Origin of the sequence: Bartonella sp. AD13SXNS, assembly GCF_042196465.1 — a bacterium.
Lineage (GTDB): Bacteria > Pseudomonadota > Alphaproteobacteria > Rhizobiales > Rhizobiaceae > Bartonella.
The window spans coordinates 36,140-56,505 of the sequence record NZ_JBHIQI010000003.1 but is presented as its reverse complement, the minus strand read 5'-3'; the positions used below and the strand labels follow the sequence as shown (position 1 = coordinate 56,505).

Sequence of the window (20,366 nt, the reverse complement as noted above, 5' to 3'; positions counted from 1 at the left end):
GCTATGCATCTCAATTGTCAAACACGAGTATATTGGGTAGGAAGTACCCATAGTTAATGTTGCTATCATTCCTTAAAGTGGTGATGGCATACCCTTTTATCCTTTCTATAAAAGTTCCATAATATATATTATGCGATAATTTGGTAAAGCAATCCCTCCTTTAAAACATCATCATATTTATATCATACAATTTACTTTTAAAATAAAATTTGGTCTTTAAAGTACATTCCTTAAAGACCAAAAATAGTGGTAATGAAATTACGTATAATAAAACTAAGAAAAATTATTGTGCTATTTTACAACGTTTCATACGTGCAAGATCACTCAAAACAGCATTACGGTTATTTAAAGCTGAAATTTCATTACTTTCGCTTGAGTTAACATCCATAAACAAAAAGGCTGGTGCAAATAGAACGCCTGCCGCTGCTAAAGCTACATTTTTGTTTCTTGCTTTAGAACGTTCTGCAATTGTAGCATCGATTTGGCGCTTATTAGCAAAAAATTCCCGTTGAATATCAGAACAACTCATTGTTCCATCATGTAATGTGGTAACTGGAATACTTTTTTCTAAACGTCCCCCACATGCTGTCAAAAAAAACGCTAAAACGACAATACATACACCCCATTTAAAGTTTTCTTTATACATAAAAACCTCGCTTTTAACACAAAATGTTTTTAATGAGATTTAAATAGAGCAAAAGTAAGATTAAAATTTTAACAAATATACTATCAACAAAAATATATTTCGTTAATAAGTTCACGCATCTGTTTAAAAAGTAAGACCTTGATATGCAGGTTTTACATAGGATGGGACGTAATTTACGACTGCATTATAATCCAGCGATCTATTCATATGTGTGAGTATTGCTTGTTTTGGCTTTAAATATTCTATCCATTGTAATGCTTGATCAACAGAAAAATGACTTGGGTGAGATTTAAATTGAAGAGCTTCAATGATGAGAGCATCCAAACCCATTAATTTGGATAACGTTTTTTCAGGAAACTCACTAACATCTGTGCAATTGGTCTTTAAAGTACATTCCTTAAAGACCAAAAATAGTGGTAATGAAATTACGTATAATAAAACTAAGAAAAATTATTGTGCTATTTTACAACGTTTCATACGTGCAAGATCACTCAAAACTGCATTACGGTTATTTAAAGCTGAAATTTCATTACTTTCGCTTGATTTAGGATCTATAAAAAACAAAGAAGGTAAAAATACAACACTTGCGGCTGCTAAAGCTACGTTTTTATTTCTTGCTTTAGAACGTTCTAAAATTGTATCATTAATCTGACGTTTATTGGCAAAAAACTCCCGTTGAATATCGGCACAACTCATTGTTCCGTCATGTAATGTTGTCGTTGAAATATTTTTTTCTAAACGCCCCCCACATGCTGTCAAGGAAACTGCTAAAACGGCAATACATACACCCCGCTTAAAATTCTTATACATAAAAACCTCATTTTAAACATAAAAAAGTGACATTTATGTCAAAAATAAAACAAAATAAAGGATATTCTTCAAAGAACTTTATTTAACGTAAAATATTGCATGAATAAACTTATGCAGTTGTTTCGAAAGTAAGTCCTTGATACGCAGGTTTTACATAGGATGGGACGTAATTTACGACCGCATTATAATCCAGCGATCTATCCATATGTGTGAGTATTGCTTGTTTTGGCTTTAAATATTCTATCCATTGTAATGCTTGATCAACAGAAAAATGACTCGGGTGAGATTTAAATTGAAGAGCTTCAATGATGAGAACATCCAAACCCGTTAATTTGGATAATGTTTTTTCAGGAAACTCACTAACATCTGTACAATAGGCAACATTTCCGATACGGAAACCTAAAGAATAAATATTTCCATGGTGTTGTAAATGCGTATTAACGCTTATTGCTCCACCCTCCCCTTGAATAATAAATTGGCTATCTTCATTAATAAGATGCTCTTTTAAAATAGGAGAATAAGATGAATTTTTTGGTGTTTGAAAACAATATCCGAAAGCATTTTTGAGATGTTCTAGTGTAAATCTGTCAGCATAGATATCTATTAAACATTTTTGTGCAAGTGCATAGCTGCGTAAATCATCAATACCGTGGATATGATCTGCATGAGAATGCGTGTAAAGAGCAGCATCAAGATGGTCCACATGCGCTTCAATCATTTGTGAGCGAAAATCTGGCCCCGTATCAATAACGATTGTTGTTTTTTTTCCTGATGGTTTAATGCGTTCAACTAATAAAGAACTTCTGTAGCGTTTATTTTTAGGATTATTCGGATCACATGTTCCCCAATCACCATTAGGTCTTGGCACTCCTGGAGAAGGACCACAACCTAATATTGTAAATCGGTATTGATCACACATAGCTTTTGCCTTATTTCATTTTGCTAAATAAACGAAAAGCATTACGGGTTGTTATTTGAGCTGTTTCTTCAATGCTTAAGCCAATTGTTTCAGCCAAAACAGCTGCTGTATAGCATACAAAAGATGGTTCATTTGTTTTCCCCCGATGAGGGGTAGGTGCTAAAAATGGTGCATCTGTTTCCACCAACAGATGTTCATGGGGCACAATTTTTGCTATTTCACGGATTTCAAGAGCGTTTTTAAAAGTAATAATACCTGAAAAAGAAATATAACCACCAAGCTCAATTCCAGCACGAGCAAGTTGCATTCCAGATGAATAACAATGAAGGATAAAGGGAAAAGCTCCTTCTTTTATCTGTTTGCGCAATATTTTTTCCATATCGATATCGGCATTGCGTGAATGGATAACAAGAGGAATCTGTGTTTCTCGAGAAGCGATGATATGTTCTTGAAAAACTTTCTTTTGTTCTTCTGGTGTAGAGTAATCATAATGATAATCAAGCCCCCCTTCCCCAAACGCAACAATTTTAGGATGATTCGAGAGCTGTATAAGCTCTTCCGCTGTAATATTTTGTTCTTCATGCGCATGATTGGGGTGTGTTCCAACGGAACAAAAGACTTGATCATAGCTTTGCGCAATGGCTAACAGCTTATCTAACTTATGAACGTGGGTTGAAATTGTTATCATACGTTTAACGTTAGCATCTAAAGCCCGTTGGATAACATTATCCAAATCTTGTGAAAAATCTTCAAAATCAAGATGACAATGTGTATCAATCAACATGATGAGTATCTTCTTTCTTCAAGATATAACGAGGAAAAATTGGTTCTGGTGGTGGAAGATCAAGTCCTTCTTGAATTTTCGCATGGCTTATATGATACAACAACCGATCATCTTCAGCAATCGCAAGGCTATCAAGAAGTTTTGCTGCTGATTGAGGTATGAAAGGCAAAAGCATTATTCCTATTCGCCGCAAGATTTCTACAGTTATATAAAGAACTGTAGAAAATCGATCTCGATCATTTTTACGTAAACTCCAAGGTTGCTCGTTGGCAAAATAGCGATTGGCATCTGCTACAATTGAAAAAATAGCTGAAAGGGCTAAATGCATACTATGAGAAGACATTGCTTGATGTACAGTTTCAAGCACTTGAAGAGATTGTTCTAAAAGCTGTTTATCTTGAACTAAAAATGAAGCTGGTAGCGGAACTTTTGCATCACAATTTTTGGCAATCATAGATAAAGAGCGCTGTGCTAAATTACCAAGATCATTAGCAAGATCAGCATTAATACGGTTCACTAAACTCTCATGGCTATAACTACCATCTTGTCCAAAGGGCACTTCACGGAGAAGAAAATAACGAACCTGATCAAGACCATAATGATCAACCATTTCAAAAGGATCAACGACATTTCCAATAGATTTTGACATTTTTGTACCACGATTAAGTAAAAAACCATGTGCAAAAATATTCTTAGGCAAGTCAATTCCAGCAGACATTAAAAATGCTGGCCAATAGACTGCGTGAAAACGAATAATATCTTTACCAATAATATGCGTATTTGCAGGCCAAAAATCACGTTTTGTTGAATTTTCATTGAAAAAACTAATTGCTGATAGATAATTCGTAAGCGCATCAACCCAGACATACATTACGTGCTTTGGATTATCAGGAACAGCAACGCCCCAATTAAAACTTGTGCGTGAAATAGAGATATCTTTTAAACCCGATTTTATAAAACTTATAATTTCATTACGCCGCTCAAGTGGAGCAATAAAATCAGGATGTTTTTCATAATATTCAAGAAGAGCCTTTTCATAACGAGAAAGTCTAAAAAAATAACTTTCTTCTTCGTTCCATTCAACTGGAGAGCCTAATTCCTTCTCGCGACGGATATTGTCTGGTCCAATTTCAGTATCTTTTTCTTCATAATAGGCTTCTTGGCGAACCGAATACCACCCCGTATAACGACCGAGATAAATATCGCCATTTGCTTCCATCTTTTTCCAAATTTCTTGACAAGCTTGATAATGGCGTTCTTCTGTCGTACGGATAAAATCATCGTTAGAACAATTTAATACTGCAAGCATTTTTTGAAACACCGCACTATTACGATCTGCAAGTTGCTGAGGTGTCACGCCTAATACTGCTGCAGTTTGTTGCATCTTGAGACCATGCTCATCTGTACCAGAAAGAAAAAATACATTTTTTCCGTTTAACCGTTGAAAGCGGGCTAAAACATCGCTTGCAATTGCACTATAGGCATGCCCAATATGTGGAGTACCATTAGGATAAAAAATGGGAGTTGTTATGTAATATGTGTCACGCATGTCATATCCATTGTAAAATGCCATAAAGAGAAGATACAATGACATAACGTCTGTTCATCACATTGTCACGGAAAAACTAATTTTCGTGAATGATCTTATGAATTCTAAAAAGAACGTTAATAACAAACTGCTTCTTATCGAGATTAAAAACTTGTACTTCCTCTATTTCTTGATGAATTTCTTGCCACTTTTGCGCATATTTTTTTGAGAGAAATAGATCTCCTTTTTCGACGAGCATGATAGCTTTTTTTTGAATTTTATCAAGAATTTCATCACAAAATTGTTGAAATTGAAATAGGGAAGAAACAGATGAAAATGTTTGTGCAAGATTATGTACAATAGTTGCATTACAAACAGGTTTCTCTAAGAGAGCATCTATCATTTTAATAACTTCAAGACCGCCATGGCGAATAAGTAAAGCAGCTTTTCGAGGGCTTCCTTTAGATTTTTTAATAATCATTTCAATAGTTTTCTCATCAGGTAAATCCTGATTGGAGAAAATATGTGTAATGACTTTTTTCATTTCTTCATTACTCAATGGACGAAAAGAAATTTTTTGACACCGTGAATGAATTGTTGGAAGTAATTTTCCTGAAGAGTGCGCAATAATAATAAAGAGAGTCTTGGCAGGTGGTTCTTCAAGTATTTTAAGAATTGCATTTGCTGCATTTCTATTCATATCATCTGCAGAATCAATCATAACAATACGCCATCCATTATCTTGCGATGTTTGGCTTAGAAAATGCATAATATCACGGATATCATCAATAAGTATTCCTGTTTTAAACTTTTGCGTTTTTACATCAAATCGACGTGAAATATACAGAAGGCCAGGATGACTGCCTTGCGTAATTTGACACCATGGAATAGAATGGGGATCAGGGTTTAGGAAAGTATCCTTTTGAGAACTTAAAATATTCCAAGCAAGGTGAAAAGCTAATGTAGCCTTTCCAATTCCATATTCTCCTTCAAATAATAATGCATGATGCAAACGCTTTTCTTTAAGCATTTGTGTCAAAAAGTGGCGAACATCCTCATGACCAAAGAGAACATTATTCTGAGATGGTGATAAAATTGTATCAATATCATCATATTGGTGTGAGATATTTACATTACTCATGAAAACTGATCCAACAATACCTGATGACAAATGTTTTTTATTTGATCTGCAATGGATTCCACAGAACTAGTAGCATCAATGACTCGAAATCTATGGGGTTCCTGTTTAGCCAATTGAAGAAAAGCTTGACGCCTTTGCTCTTGAACTTCCAACTGATCTTTTTCAAAATAATCAATTACTTCTGTTTTTTTTCTTCGCAAATTTGCGCGCTTCATGCCCCATATTGCTGGCATATCTAATAAAAATGTTAAATGGGGCATGATACCATTGAGTGCAATACACTCTAAAACAGAAAGAAGAGAGGAGCTAATTCTATCATTGAGTCCTTGATAAACGCGTGTAGAATCAATAAAGCGGTCACATAAAACGATTTTACCTTTTTGCAAAGAAGGTGCGATAACTTCATGAACATGGTCGGCGCGTGCCGCTGTAAACAAAACAGCTTCAATCAACGGTCCATACTGTTGTGTTTGCCCCGATAACGCAATATGTCTGATTGCTTCTGCTCCTGCTGTTCCTCCTGGCTCTCGTGTTGTAACAACATCATAACCTTTTTGAGAGAGATATTCAGCAAGCAAAGAAATCTGTACTGTTTTTCCTACTCCCTCCCCTCCTTCGAATGTGATAAAATAACCTGACACGTATGAACCTTAACTTTATTTAATGCGTACCTACAAATATTTCCGTAACCATCCAATTGTTATTTCATAGAATGCATCTTTTACTTTTTCAAAGAAACTTCCTTTCTGAACATCCATTCCGGCAAAAACTGGTTTTTCCAAAAGAACCTTTTTATCTTCTAAAATTTGAATAAATCCAATCGATTGCCCTGAAACGATGGGAGCTTTCAATGGACCATGATATTTAATTTTTGCTTTGACATTTACTTTTTTTTCATTCGAAAGCATAAAACTTATTGGTTTTTTTACAATGAGTGGAACAAAGTTTTTTCTCCCACCATAAACAGAAGCACGACCAACCGTTTCTCCTTTTGTGAAAATCGTTTTGAGATCAAATGCAGTCATTCCCCATTGAAGAATACGTTCTATTTCTTTTGTATACTTTTTACCATCTTGCAAACCATTGATTGCTAAAAAAAGACGTCGATGATTTTTATACATAGTGGCAACCATTGAAAATCCTTCTTTTTCACTATAGCCAAAACCAAATCCTTCTACACCAATTTCCTTAGAAATAAGAGGGTTTTTGTTACGTTGAAAAATATTATTCCACGTAAAATGAGGTTCACGATAAAGTGCATAATAATCTGGATATTCCTGAGCAATGTAACGTGCTAATATAATCATATCACGCACTGTTACAAATTGCCCCTCTTCGGGAAGCCCTGTTGCATTAACAAAATGACTCTGAGATAATCCAATCATTTTAGCGCGCTGATTCATCAGCTTTGCAAAAAGAGCCTCATCTCCTGATATCCCTTCAGCAAGAATAATAGCAGCATCATTTCCATTGACAATAATTAAACCACGCAAAAGATCAGAAACGCTGATTTCTGTCTTTATCTTTGCAAACATAGTGGTTGTACCGGAAGGTGCTCCACCTTTGCGCCAAGCATTTTCACTGACTTTGAATTTGTGCGTACTTTTTAACAATCCTTTTTTTAATTGATGAAAGACAACTTCCGCTGTCATCAATTTTGCTAATGAAGCAGGAGGAAAAGGAATAGCACTTTGTTTTTCATAGAGTATTGTCTCTGTATCATCATCAAGTAACAACAATTGTGGTGCGGAAGTTTGAAAATCTTGCGCTCTCCCCCACGTATCAAATGCCAATACTCCCCATAAGGTTAATAAGATTCTTAATGCTGTATACATAGCCGCTTCTCCCATCCAAAGATCAGCATAAAGAATCTACTATATAGGAAAAAACTTTTTGATTTCTGCAAAGTGATAAATTATTTATAACTCAAAAAAAAGATTTTATTTGTATTCAGTCTTAGCAAAAGTAGTATAATACGCTTTTATCTTCCTCGTAGGTTCAGTTTAACGTTTTAAAGTATGAGAGACAAAAGACTTTTTTACTGTTGTTTTTTATTTATAATACATTGATTTATTAAGATAAATTATCATTTTTAAAGTTAGAGCTAACTGAAAATACTGTAAGCTTCTCTTATCATCCCCTCCTCTCATATTGGATTTATTAAAATTGCTTGTCTATGCTTCATAAGAAGATTGGTATATAGGTAAAAATTATTAAAGAAGAGAGTAAAAATACTTCTTATAATCCTCTCAAGTGTTAAGGATTATCGTAAAGCATTGAGGACAAAGTGTATGTTGGTGTGGGTTTATTCTTCATAAGTGAAAAAATAGTGATGCCTAAAGGTGTTATAATTATACTGTTCACGAATATTCTCGTAAAATTGGCTTGAAAGTATTGAGATATATCTCCTTAAAATAAGCGCGTGAATTAGAAATAAACAAGTGTATTTTGTTTGAGGCATCCTATTTTACAGGAGGAAGTTTCCCTCATTAAAGAACGTAATAAACAAAAGTATGAGGTAAAGCATAATCTCTTTATAAGATATTGCCATAGATGCTTAAGTTGTAAAGCCGCATCAAAAGAAAATATTTTTTAAGCTTTTTATTCTTCCCAAATTAGATTGTATAGCTGTTTTAGAGATAACACAAACAGACTTCATACAATACGCTTATCCTCATCTGGCAAAAGCTGTTATCGCAGGAAAAGTATGTGCTTTATTAAGCAAGTAATGTCATAAAACTACAAATAGAGCGGCAATGGATTGGAGAAACCTACCGAATTTATAATAATACTCAACCGCACTCTTTTAAAAGGACAACACACTTTAAGATGAAAGCACTACACCACATCCGAGACTTTTTATCATTTTTTATTTGAAAATTATATTGATTAAAAACTAACACATTTTTTCTTAAAACAGTTGTAGCCAATTTGCTTTTGTCTTCTTGTTTAGCTTATTTATAGAAGCAACTTGATCGAATGGTATCGGCTTATCAACCATGATAGGACCAACTTCTGGCAATTTCACTGCAACAGTTTTATTGCGTTGTTCCTGTTCAATAGCAGTTGCTTTAGCTAATTCTTCTTTGTTTCCTGTATTGCGCTGCTCCTTTAATAAAACAGTTTCTCTTTTTTTCGAAACATTCTCCGACGCTAATGAATATGACACGGCGTTTCCTGGAGTATAAGAGGCCATTAAATATGCAGCATCATAATAGCCAATGGGTGCTTCAGCGATATATTCCACCTTAACATCTGCTACTCCCTTATCGACATAACCAAGTATTGTCGCAGCTTGCCTTGATAAATCAATGATTCGGTCTTTCATAAAAGGTCCACGATCATTCACTCTAACAATGATTGAAGACCCATTTTTCAAATTAGTAACACGAGCATAGCTAGGTAAAGGCATTGTAGGATGAGCGGCAGTCAAAAGATTCATGTCATAAATTTCACCATTGGCCGTTAATCGTCCATGAAAGTCTGAACCATACCATGATGCCTCACCAACACGTTTATAAGTTGGATCATTTTGAGGATAATACCACTTCCCCTTTATTTGGTAAGGCTTACCAACAATGGCACGCCCACGTTTTTTTTCTTCCGATTGATTTTTCTTATTTGATACTTGTTTAGGTAGAACAGAAGTATTTACGTCAACTGGTTTATTATGATAAGAACTCTTTATCGAAAAAAGTGCAGTTTGGCTTGCGCAGCAAGACGCCAATAACTGAGAAATGACCATCATAGAGAATAATTGAAGTGTCGGTTTAATGATAGAAGTAAATTTTTTTTTGCTATTTAAAAGCATCTGTTCAGTCCACTTATCCTGTTAAGTACTACTGTAAAACCATGTCACGCCTTCTATACGTGATAGGAAAATTCACATTTTATGATTTTCCTGGCGCATATACTATCTTTGAATTTTTTCTCTATCAAAAAATTAACATATTGTTAACCTTTTTATAGTTCTCGTAAGAAATAAATGCACTATTGTAGATGTAAAAAAAATAAAAAACAAATAAATCAATATCTTATTGAAAAAATCATCCCATAATATAAACTGTGAATAAGTATGGTGATTTGAACAATTTATTTTGTGAATTTTGTGAATCATGTAGCATGGTAAGTTTAAAAATCAGTCCGTGTATTGCTAAAATTAACGGTCACGCCTGCTGCGCTAACGCAGGTATAGCCGGATCACAAGTTTAAAGCACTTTTGGGTTGACAAAAGATAGCATGGCATCACTTTGTACCAAAACAGCCGATAAAAAATAATCAGCAGTAGAATTAATCAAAGGACTCCAAAAATGTCCAAAAGTAATCAAAAAGAACTCAATAGAATTAAAGGAATCGAAATCTCTGAATTTTGTATAACTATTGATTTTATTTGAATTTGGTGAGCGCGCAGGGATTCGAACCCTGGACCTACTGATTAAAAGTCAGTTGCTCTACCAGCTGAGCTACGCGCTCCCACACAAGCTATCTAGTTTGCGGAAAGTGAAAGGAACATACGGTTGACTTTTCATTTGGTCAACACCTTTTGAAAAAAAATATTATTATTTTCTCTAGTTATCAATAATTTTCTCTTTTCCCATCATTATATAGCTCCCCTTTATCTTCTTTTTGAAGTCTCAATAAAGGGGGTATCTAACTATAAAAATATTTCATGGATTCGAAACGCTAAAATTATGAGAAATCCGCAAGCTTCTCCCTCATACATATGAGCTGTTGAGCATAATGAGTAAAGCAAAAATACTTCTCGCTATAGATCGTATATCATTTTTATATCGTTACATTTTCTTTTCCAATTTTCAAATATGAATACAGTTTTATAATACAAAATATTGGTCTATAATAATTTATCGTTTTATGTATTGAATAAGGGATCTGAATACCTTTGAGATTTTATTATTTCAAATCCCTTTATATTGAAACAATCAAAATCATTTGCTCGACCAATAAAAGTGAGGGAATAAAACTATATAAAAAAAGAAATGAAAATGATTCTTATGCCTTCTTTCAATAACTAAAAATTATCGAAACATTAAGGGGATAGCAAAATAGTATGATAGTGTCAGCGCGTTTGATATAAAAATGCGGCAACCCACTAGATTTTATATTATCCATCACAAAATCTTGATGAAAGCAAGCACATTGAGAGATACTTTTTTTAAACAAATGTACCAATGAGCGACAATAGCGTTCTAGAGGGATGACTTTTATTCATGCACAATGGCTATATAATGAAAGCCAATTTATTCTATAAATTAAAGCAGACATAATAATTCTCGATACACATTGAGTGATCAGTTCTATTATTGACAATAATGCCTTCTAATTCACTTTTTATATCAGAAATTACAAGATACGTATATATATTTTTAAAAGAGAAAGATACCACTGATCATAAACTTTAGTGTCGAATAATTCAGTTTATTTCAGAGCTATAAAATATTTTTATATATGATGTAATATTAATGTATTTATATAATATATAAATAAGGTTTTAATAATGTTATTAAAGAAATAATTTTATATTTATAATACATTAAATATAAATATAAATAAACATATTAACTTATTAAATTCACTTATAAGATCAAAAATAAAGCAAATAATTTTGATTTAGCGAAAAAAACTTGTAGAATTATTATGTATACACGTATTTTTACTTTATTCCTTTTTATTATTTTGATTGGAACATTGAATGCTGACATGTAAACAATATGAGTTACTCTTGTTTATTCACAATCATATAAAAGAAACAGGGGTTTCTCCTTCTTTTGAAGAAATGAAAAATGCATTAGAATTTTCTTCAAAGTCTGGTATTCATAAGCTTATTATAGCTTTAGAACAAAGAGGTTTTATACGTCGTTTGCCCAATCGTGCGCGTGCAATGGAGGTGATTCGACTCCCTGAGAAAATAACATTCAATCTTTCTTTAGCACGTAAGATTTCTCCCAGTATGATAGAAAAAAATAAAAGAGAAATATCAAAAAACTTGAGTAATTTTGAAGTAGAAGAAAAAAAAAATACCACCATTCCCATTATGGGACGCATTTCTGCGAGCGTTCCTGCTTCTGCTATACTGCAACAAACAAGCACACTTTCTCTTCCACACGATATGGTTAATACAGGTGAGCACTATGCACTAGAAGTTAAAGATAATTCTATGGTGGAGGCTGGTATCCTTGATAAAGATACGATCATTGTGAAACGCCAAAATACAGCAATATCAGGTGAAATTATTGTCGCGTTTATTGATAAAAAAGAGGCAACATTAAAACGTTATCGACGCAAAGGGGCCTCTATTGCATTAGAAGCTGCGAATCCTCACTATGAAGTACGTACATACAAATCCGAGCGTGTAGAGATACAAGGCAAGCTTACTGGACTTATTCGTAAATATTAAATAACAATCGCATTTTATAGTATGCTATACATACGCCAATAAAATACAGTAAAAAAACCGTTGGATATTTTTAATATTGTGCCACAAGAAATTGATTTTCTTCTCACTCCTCAAAGGACATCCTCCCCCAATCTGATCTGTGAATAATTCAGATTCTTGTTGAATGAATTCTTCTTTCCTTTCTCTTTTATGTGCTTCACTTACGCAAGGCTTGATAAGTAAGCTTAGAAATATTCATCACACACTCTAAAGTACTGAATGCTTTAAGGAGTTTGCTTTATATCATCGCTCTCAACGATGGTATTTTACGGTATAATAAGATAAAATCGTATGCATGCATAAAATCACGTAAAATATTGTAGAAAAAAATCAAATAAATTTGTAACAGATTGTATTGCATATGTATAAAAATAAAGAACATTTTTTCTTTTTAAGTCAATAAAAGAGTCACTCAATTGTTCATAGTCATTATAGGATTATTATGGTCGCACCTCGTATTAGTTTTGTCTCCCTCGGATGTCCAAAAGCACTCGTAGATTCTGAGCGAATTATCACAAGCCTCCGCTCTGAGGGATATGAAATTTCACATAAACATCAAGGAGCTGATGTTGTTATTGTGAATACCTGTGGTTTCCTTGACTCTGCCAGAAAAGAATCATTAGCCAATATTGATGAAGCTCTCAAAAAAAATGGAAAAGTTATTGTAACTGGGTGTCTTGGTGCTGATCCTGATGTTATTCGCCAAGCATACCCTAATGTATTGGCCATTACAGGACCACAAGCTTATGAAAACGTTATACAAGCTGTTCATACAGCAATTCCTCCCGTTCATGATCCTTTTCTTGATTTAGTTCCTCCCCAAGGTATTCGTTTAACCCCTCGCCATTATGCCTACTTAAAGATTTCTGAAGGATGCTCTAACCGGTGTAGTTTTTGTATCATCCCTACGCTGCGTGGTGATCTCACTTCACGCCCCATCAGTGATGTTCTTCGCGAAGCTGAAAAACTCGTACAAGCGGGCGTAAAAGAACTTTTGGTTATTTCACAAGATACCAGTGCTTATGGCATTGATCTTAAATATCTCGAGAATTCTTGGAAAGACCGCACGATCAAAACAAAATTTTTTGACCTTTGTCATGAACTAGGCGATATGGGTATTTGGGTACGTATGCATTACGTTTACCCTTATCCCCATGTTGATGACGTTATCGAACTTATGGCTGCAAAAAAAATTCTCCCTTATCTGGATATACCTTTTCAGCATGCATCACCGGCTGTTTTGCGTCACATGAAGCGTCCTGCACTTATGGAAAAAACAAATCGTAGAATTGAAAAGTGGCGAAAAATATGCCCAGATCTTGCTTTGCGATCGACATTTATTGTTGGTTTTCCTGGTGAAACGAACGAAGATTTTAATATACTCCTAGAATGGCTAGAAGAAGTAAAAATTGAACGAGCTGGGTGCTTTAAATATGAAGAGGTAAAAGGAGCAGTTGCCAATAATTTGGGGTTAGAAAATATTCCTGAAGACGTGAAAGAAAACCGCTGGCATCGTTTTATGGCAAAACAACAACAAATTTCTACACATCTTTTAAAGAAAAAAATTGGAAAAAGACTCCAAGTGCTTATCGATGAAAGTCAAGGAAAAGTTGCTAAAGGACGTAGTCAATATGATGCTCCAGAAATAGATGGTGCTGTCCATATATCATCACGACGTCCACTGCGTGTGGGTGAATTTGTCACCGTTAAAATCGAACAATCGGATGCCTATGACCTTTATGGCATAGCCGTTTAACAATTGAACGCTTTCTAGTCTCTAAATGACGAAGCTTCCTATCAAAGTCGATTTATAAAAAAGTGACTTCTCACAATGAGTCGTGTTCGAAGCGTGTGATGCACTTCATGAGAATTTACAGGAAATCCCTGCCCTGAATACTCGCTATACATTCTAAAAATGTAATATCAGATTTATATATTCTCTTAGTGCTCCATCCTAAATGATAGGGTTTTATAGTACAACAGGATAAAATAAAATCCCTAGGACTCCCATATTTAATTAATAAAAGAATAAACTGATAATCATACTATTTTCCCGTTTTCAAATTTCAACAGTCATTGGTTTATGAAAGAAGGTTTTTTCCAATTGTGTTTTATACACACAAAAATACCACTTGTGATATGCAAGGAAATGTTTATGGATGTAATATAAGAGAATTTGAAATAAAATAATCTTATAGTTAAATTGCAAAACAATAAATTATCGTATTGTCTATGTTGCTGAGGAAGATATGGAAAAGTTTTCTCAAGCAATGCAATTGCCGATTATTCTTTATAAAGCAATATATTGATTTATAATGATAATTCACTGTTTTGTATGTTGAATGATAGTCCAGAATATCGTAAGATTATCTCATTTTAGACCTGTTTATATTGAATCAATAAAAATCATTCGTTTGCACGTTACAAGCGGGATGAATGTGTGGATAAAAATTGTTAAAGAAAGGAGCTTTTATGAATCGTCTTAAGTGCTAAGGGCTGTCGCAACATCTACGAGCTGGTAAAATGAGTGATGGTGCCCAGCTTACTCCTTCATAAACGTAAAGATGGGAGTGCTTAATGGACTTTACAGTATATCCTTCATGGACGCGGTCGTGAAATGGGCTTAGATGCTCTTTGAGAGATGTCTCTTTAAGGAAGCGCCTTATTTCAAAATCTTTAAACTTATTTTTAGAGCATCTAATTTTTATTAACACGCTTTAAAGTTAAAGAATTTCTTATCAAGCAAATGACTTGGACGTACATTTGTTAAAGCGCGAATCATCGTATCTTTACGTCCTGGCATTTGTCTTTCTATATTTTTCAGCATTTCTTTCATTGCATTACGTTGTAAACCATCTTGACTACCGCAAAGATTACAAGGAATAATCGGAAACTGCATTGCTTGAGAAAATTTTTCCATATCTTCCTCAGCAGCATAAACAAGAGGACGTAACACAAAAAGATCTCCTTCATCATTTTTAAGTTTTCCAGGCATGGCAGCTAATCGACCACCGTGAAACAAATTCATAAAAAATGTTTCTAAGACATCATCACGATGATGACCTAAAACTAATGCAGAACATCCCTCTTCGCGTGCAATACGATAGAGATTACCACGTCGTAATCGAGAACAAAGTGAACAATATGTCTGCGACTCTGCCAATTTATCTGTAACAATGGAATAAGTATCCTGATATTCAATACGATATGGAATTTTATAAGAACTTAAAAAGTCTGGAAGAATATGTTTCGGGAATCCTGGTTGCCCTTGATCAAGATTACAGGCAAGAATTTCAATGGATAAAAGACCTCGCCACTTTAAGTCTAAAAGAAGCGCTAATAAACCATAAGAGTCTTTTCCACCGGATAAAGCAACAAGCCATTTTTTTCCTGTAGAGAGCATAGAAAAATCATCCAAAGCTTGTCGCATATGACGTAAAAGTCGTTTGCGTAATTTATTAAATTCTACGCTTGAAGGAGCAATACGAAACATTGGGTGACAATTATCTGCTTCTTTTTCCAAAGGATCATCTCTCCCTTCGTTTTCTTCTATTGCCTGATATTCAACTGAAACATCATTCATAATACCATATCCTGCACAATAAACAGCTCGTTTTGCAAAGATAAAAAAATATTAAAGCAAGCTTACATCCATGTTTTTTGAATTTATAAATTAGATACACAAAAAAGAAATGGAACTATATAAGTTATATCGCTATAAAATATAGCAATAAACTTATATAGAACCATTTACAGAAAGCCCCCATTAACTTCAAAGATTATAAAAATAACACAATACTTTGAAGTTATAATAATAGAAGAGAGAAACAATTTCTCTTACAGAAAAATTATCGAGAATAAAATTCAACAACCAAATTAGGTTCCATTTGCACAGCATAAGGAACATCTGCAAAAGCAGGAATACGTGTAAATGTTGCTTTCATCTGTTTATGATCTGCTTCAATATAATCAGGAACGTCACGCTCTGCCAATTGTACTGCTTCTAAAACTAAAACAAGTTGTTTTGATTTTTCCCGAACCTCAATAACATCACCAGGCTTACAACGATAAGATTGAATATTTGTACGCCGCCCATTTACGTTAACATGACCGTGGTTGATAAATTGACGAGAAGCAAAAATTGTAGGTACAAATTTTGCACGATAGACGACAGCATCCAAACGTGACTCTAACAGACCGATAAGATTTTCACCAGTATCACCCCGTCGACGAGCGGCTTCTTCATAAGTTTTATGAAATTGCTTTTCTGAAATATCTCCATAAAACCCTTTCAGCTTTTGTTTAGCGCGCAACTGCACCCCATAGTCAGAAAGTTTTCCTTTACGACGCTGTCCATGCTGACCTGGACCATAATCACGACGATTGACGGGAGATTTTGGACGACCCCAAATATTTTCTCCCATACGACGGTCAATTTTATACTTTGTTGTTTCGCGTTTACTCATCGCATTTCCTTTAAAATAAAACACGAGATCTTAAGACCCCAAGGAAACGCGCCCTCCTCTGCCTTTAAATGCTAAAGACTGACAGAATACCTTAACATATCAATATGCAAAGTTATCCACGGGACACGTCAATTAATGCCATTTTCTTGAAAGAAAAAGCTGGAATAGCTTTATTGATCTCGTATCACAAAGTCAACTCTTTTCATGAGTTTTAAGCCAAATCCTTTTAATAAACGCTCCGTTGAAGAAGTGACCTTTTTTGATGTTAGCAATACAAAATCTTGAGATTTCTTTACAGGTTGCTGCTGTATTTTTTCCGACAATGGCAATAATGATCTGGTATGTTTAGCGATAGCTTTTGCTGGATCAATCCATTTAACGGACCATAAAGCTTGTTCACGAAAGAAGCTAATCAAAAAAGGATAATGTGTGCAGGCTAAAACAATAATATCAGTATATTTGCCATTTTTTTCCACAAAACATGGAAGGATTTCTTTCTTTATCTCTTTCGAATCGATAGATTTTCCCCGTAAATAATTTTCAGCAAATCCAGCAAGCTTTTCACTTCCCACAAGCTGAACATGACACTGTCCAGCAAAAGAGTTGATTAATTCATTTGTATAAGCACGTTTAACTGTTCCAGGGGTTGCTAATACGGAAATAAAACCAGATTTCGTCTGTTCAGCAGCTAATTTAATTGCAGGAACCGTTCCTACAAAAGGAACATGAGGAAAATTTTGTCGTAAATCTGCCATCATCAGTGTAGAAACAGTATTGCAAGCAATGACACATAAGGCGGGATTATAACGTGTTAAAAGATTTGTAAAAATCTTTAAAATATGGTCTTTCAAAATATTTTCTTCCCAATTGCCATAAGGGAATCCCGCATCATCAGCCACATAAATAAATTGCCTTTCAGGGATGAGAACACGCACTTCCCTTAAGACAGTTAAACCACCAATACCACTATCAAAAAAAAGAACAGGCTGTTCATCCATCAGTTTTCACACTTGTTTGTAATTTTTTACGATCGCGCTCTTTAGGTGCTCCACTCCCCCTTGGATATTGTGGTGAAAAATAATCCAGTGAAGATATAACGCCCCGCAATAAACGAACCTCAGGTTCACTAAAGTTAGCGCGCGTAAAAACAGAGCGTAAATTTGCAAGCATCACTTCTTTGCGTTCCGGGGGTCTAAAATACCCACGAATATCCAAAGCCTCTTCTAACTGAGATAAAAAACCATGAAATATTGTTTTATTTGCAGGTTCCATCTCTGCGGCACGAAATGCCGTATCGCTGACATTCTCTAGACCTGTTTTCATCCATTCGTAAGACATTAAAAGAACCGCTTGCGCGATATTGAGAGATGCAAAAGCAGGATTAACTGGAAAAGTGATGATTTCATCAACAAGGCTGATTTCATCATTTTCTAGTCCCCATCTCTCTCTTCCAAAGATAATACCTGTCTTATGTCCAATACTTTCACGCTGACGTAATACGCTTGCTGCTTCGACAGCACTTTTTACAGTTTTAAATCCACATCTTTCACGCGCTGTTGTGGCAAAAACATAGTGTAAATCTGCAATTGAATCACGCAATGTGTCAAAAATCACAGCGTTGTTAATGACATGATCAGCTTTACTTGCAGCAGCTCTAGCTTTTTCATTTGGAAATATTTCTCGAGGATTGACTAATCGAAGCTTAGAAAGCCCAAAATTTGCCATTGCCCTTGCGACCATACCAATATTTTCAGGAAGCTGCGGTTCAACTAAAATAATAACGGGACCATTTGTTAAATTTTCACGATTCTTATTCGTTCCAGCCATCAACACTCCCTAATTTCACTTAACTTATGCTCCATTCGCTGTTTTTTAAACGCAATCTTCTTCAAAGTACACCAATGCTTGTTAATAATAAATTTTAAAAGCCATTAAAGTAGACTATAGAGTTTATACAATTTATATAAGATATCGTAACATTTTTTACATTAATTTTATCTTGTTTAGTAGGTGACAACTCCTACCAGTCATAATCTCAGTTGAATTATGAAATTATAAATCCTAAAAAAGGAATATGTATTTTATTCCCAAACTTTTTCCTGCAAAGCTTATCCGTCGTTATAAACGTTTTCTTGCGGATGTTAAACAAGATGATCAACATGTTTTCACCGTGTCGGTTCCTAATACAGGATCAATGCTTGGATTAACAGCTTCCAACTCCGATATTTGGCTTTCATATCATAACAACACCAAGCGAAAATATGCCTATCAATTAGAAATTGTTGAAACCGATAATACTTTGGTTGGCATTAATACCACTTTACCCAATAAACTTGCACTAGAAGCAATTCAAAATGAATTACTACCAGAATTAAGTGGGTATAAAACAATTTTAAAAGAACAACGCTATGGGACACAATCACGAATTGACTTTCTTTTACGTGATGACATTCTTCCTGATTGTTACCTAGAAGTCAAAAATGTTCATTTTATTCGTCAGAAAGGATTAGCAGAATTTCCTGATAGCGAAACAAAACGTGGTGCACGTCACCTTGATGAGCTCATAGGAGTTGTACAACAAGGAAAACGAGCAGCTATGCTTTATATTATTCAACGAGAAGATTGCTCAGCTTTTACAATTTGTCATGATCTTGATCCACTCTATGGACGTAAGTTTGATTTAGCATTAAAATCAGGAGTAGAATGTTATGCTGTAAAGTGTCATGTAAGTGTAGAAGGCATTTTTCCGATTCAAAGAGTAAAAATAGAAAACAGAAGAAACAATGACTGAGTATATTGAATATAATGAAATACCTTTAAAATTTAATGGGAAAATTCGCATTTTTGATGATTATGCTTTTGCAAAAATGCGTGAAGTTGGTCGTATTGCTGCAGAATGCCTTGATGCGCTTACGGATATTATTAAGCCAGGCGTTACTACGCAAGAAATTGATGATTTTGTATTCATTTTTGGTGCTAAGAGAGGAGCTCTTCCTGCTGATTTAAATTATCATGGATACAGCCATTCATGCTGTACATCTATCAATCACGTTGTTTGTCATGGTATTCCCAATAAAAGACCCTTGCAAGAAGGCGATATTGTGAATGTTGATGTAACCTTTATCCTTGATGGTTGGCATGGAGATTCAAGTCGAATGTATCCTGTTGGAAAAATCAGACGTGCTGCAGAACGCCTTTTACAAATAACCTATGAAAGTCTTATGAAAGGAATTGCTGTTGTTAAGCCTGGAGCAACCACAGGTGATATTGGTGCTGCTATTCAACAGTATGCAGAATCTGAACGGTGCTCAATTGTGAGAGATTTTTGCGGACATGGTATCGGTCAGCTTTTTCATGATGCACCCAATATCCTCCATTATGGAAACCCTGGAGAAGGAGTCGAATTAAAACAAGGTATGATGTTTACAATTGAGCCTATGATTAACCTTGGTAAGCCACAAGTTAAGATTTTATCTGATGGTTGGACTGCCGTTACCCGCGACCGCTCTTTGACAGCACAATATGAACATACAATTGGTGTCACAAATGAGGGGTATGAAATATTTACACAATCTCCTAAAAATATTTTTTATATTCCCAATTCGTATACCTAATGCA

At 34.6% G+C, this 20,366-nt stretch carries 17 protein-coding genes, 1 tRNA gene and 1 pseudogene; 4 read left to right on the top strand and 15 right to left on the bottom strand.

All coding sequences use genetic code 11. The annotated features are described in order from the left end of the window. Positions 1-283: 283 nt before the first annotated feature. The 11 genes and pseudogenes from ACFIMQ_RS03525 to ACFIMQ_RS03475 all read right to left on the bottom strand — a co-directional run bounded on the left by ACFIMQ_RS03525 (position 284) and on the right by ACFIMQ_RS03475 (position 10,301). Positions 284-646, bottom strand: coding sequence for a hypothetical protein (locus tag ACFIMQ_RS03525; RefSeq protein WP_375703410.1), 363 nt, complete (start codon positions 644-646; stop codon positions 284-286). A gap of 123 nt (positions 647-769) precedes the next feature. Continuing rightward, positions 770-1,021: pseudogene (locus tag ACFIMQ_RS03520) on the bottom strand (MBL fold metallo-hydrolase); the annotation flags it as partial. A 75-nt stretch (positions 1,022-1,096) separates the two neighbouring features. After that, entirely contained in the window at positions 1,097-1,456 is a 360-nt protein-coding gene (locus ACFIMQ_RS03515; RefSeq protein WP_375703409.1) for a hypothetical protein, read from the bottom strand. Between the two features lie 109 nt (positions 1,457-1,565). Next, positions 1,566-2,375, bottom strand: a complete 810-nt coding sequence (locus tag ACFIMQ_RS03510) for an MBL fold metallo-hydrolase (RefSeq protein ID WP_375703408.1) — start codon at positions 2,373-2,375, stop codon at positions 1,566-1,568. Positions 2,376-2,385: 10 nt separating this feature from the next. Then, positions 2,386-3,159, bottom strand: coding sequence for a TatD family hydrolase (locus tag ACFIMQ_RS03505; RefSeq protein ID WP_375616246.1), 774 nt, complete (start codon positions 3,157-3,159; stop codon positions 2,386-2,388). Beyond that, complete coding sequence (metG, locus tag ACFIMQ_RS03500) at positions 3,149-4,708, bottom strand: methionine--tRNA ligase (protein WP_375703407.1); 1,560 nt, start codon at positions 4,706-4,708, stop codon at positions 3,149-3,151. The genes ACFIMQ_RS03505 and metG overlap by 11 nt, the downstream gene beginning before the upstream one ends. A gap of 76 nt (positions 4,709-4,784) precedes the next feature. Next, the gene (locus ACFIMQ_RS03495; RefSeq protein WP_375616248.1) at positions 4,785-5,828 is read right to left on the bottom strand and encodes a DNA polymerase III subunit delta'; all 1,044 of its coding nucleotides are present in this window, start codon (positions 5,826-5,828) and stop codon (positions 4,785-4,787) included. Continuing rightward, positions 5,825-6,469, bottom strand: a complete 645-nt coding sequence (gene tmk / locus ACFIMQ_RS03490; protein WP_375616249.1) for a dTMP kinase — start codon at positions 6,467-6,469, stop codon at positions 5,825-5,827. Before tmk ends, ACFIMQ_RS03495 begins: the two co-directional genes overlap by 4 nt. Before the next feature lie 30 nt (positions 6,470-6,499). Further along, entirely contained in the window at positions 6,500-7,663 is a 1,164-nt protein-coding gene (locus tag ACFIMQ_RS03485) for a D-alanyl-D-alanine carboxypeptidase family protein (RefSeq protein WP_375703406.1), read from the bottom strand. A gap of 1,076 nt (positions 7,664-8,739) precedes the next feature. Beyond that, positions 8,740-9,639 carry a septal ring lytic transglycosylase RlpA family protein gene (locus tag ACFIMQ_RS03480; protein ID WP_375616251.1) on the bottom strand — a complete coding sequence of 300 codons (900 nt, stop codon included), beginning with the start codon at positions 9,637-9,639 and terminating at the stop codon, positions 8,740-8,742. A 586-nt stretch (positions 9,640-10,225) separates the two neighbouring features. After that, positions 10,226-10,301: transfer RNA gene (locus tag ACFIMQ_RS03475), tRNA-Lys, on the bottom strand. A gap of 1,237 nt (positions 10,302-11,538) precedes the next feature. Between ACFIMQ_RS03475 and lexA the strand changes: the two genes are divergently transcribed. After that, positions 11,539-12,243, top strand: a complete 705-nt coding sequence (gene lexA, locus ACFIMQ_RS03470; protein WP_375703405.1) for a transcriptional repressor LexA — start codon at positions 11,539-11,541, stop codon at positions 12,241-12,243. A 481-nt stretch (positions 12,244-12,724) separates the two neighbouring features. Further along, on the top strand, positions 12,725-14,038 hold the full coding sequence (rimO, locus tag ACFIMQ_RS03465) for a 30S ribosomal protein S12 methylthiotransferase RimO (RefSeq protein ID WP_375616252.1): 1,314 nt from the start codon (positions 12,725-12,727) through the stop codon (positions 14,036-14,038). A gap of 951 nt (positions 14,039-14,989) precedes the next feature. Here rimO and ttcA read toward each other — a convergent pair. The 4 genes from ttcA to ACFIMQ_RS03445 form a co-directional block, all read right to left on the bottom strand. Next, positions 14,990-15,865 (bottom strand): tRNA 2-thiocytidine(32) synthetase TtcA, encoded by an 876-nt coding sequence (gene ttcA, locus ACFIMQ_RS03460; RefSeq protein WP_375616253.1) that lies wholly within the window; start codon positions 15,863-15,865, stop codon positions 14,990-14,992. Positions 15,866-16,130: 265 nt separating this feature from the next. Continuing rightward, a complete protein-coding gene (gene rpsD, locus ACFIMQ_RS03455) occupies positions 16,131-16,748 on the bottom strand; it encodes a 30S ribosomal protein S4 (RefSeq protein ID WP_375606882.1) in 618 nt (205 codons plus the stop codon). A gap of 170 nt (positions 16,749-16,918) precedes the next feature. Further along, complete coding sequence (murI, locus tag ACFIMQ_RS03450) at positions 16,919-17,746, bottom strand: glutamate racemase (protein ID WP_375703404.1); 828 nt, start codon at positions 17,744-17,746, stop codon at positions 16,919-16,921. After that, the gene (locus ACFIMQ_RS03445; protein ID WP_375616255.1) at positions 17,739-18,575 is read right to left on the bottom strand and encodes an RNA methyltransferase; all 837 of its coding nucleotides are present in this window, start codon (positions 18,573-18,575) and stop codon (positions 17,739-17,741) included. The genes murI and ACFIMQ_RS03445 overlap by 8 nt, the downstream gene beginning before the upstream one ends. A 247-nt stretch (positions 18,576-18,822) precedes the next feature. Between ACFIMQ_RS03445 and sfsA the strand changes: the two genes are divergently transcribed. After that, positions 18,823-19,539, top strand: coding sequence for a DNA/RNA nuclease SfsA (sfsA, locus tag ACFIMQ_RS03440; protein ID WP_375703403.1), 717 nt, complete (start codon positions 18,823-18,825; stop codon positions 19,537-19,539). Then, on the top strand, positions 19,532-20,362 hold the full coding sequence (gene map, locus ACFIMQ_RS03435; protein WP_375616257.1) for a type I methionyl aminopeptidase: 831 nt from the start codon (positions 19,532-19,534) through the stop codon (positions 20,360-20,362). The genes sfsA and map overlap by 8 nt, the downstream gene beginning before the upstream one ends. Positions 20,363-20,366: the final 4 nt, after the last annotated feature.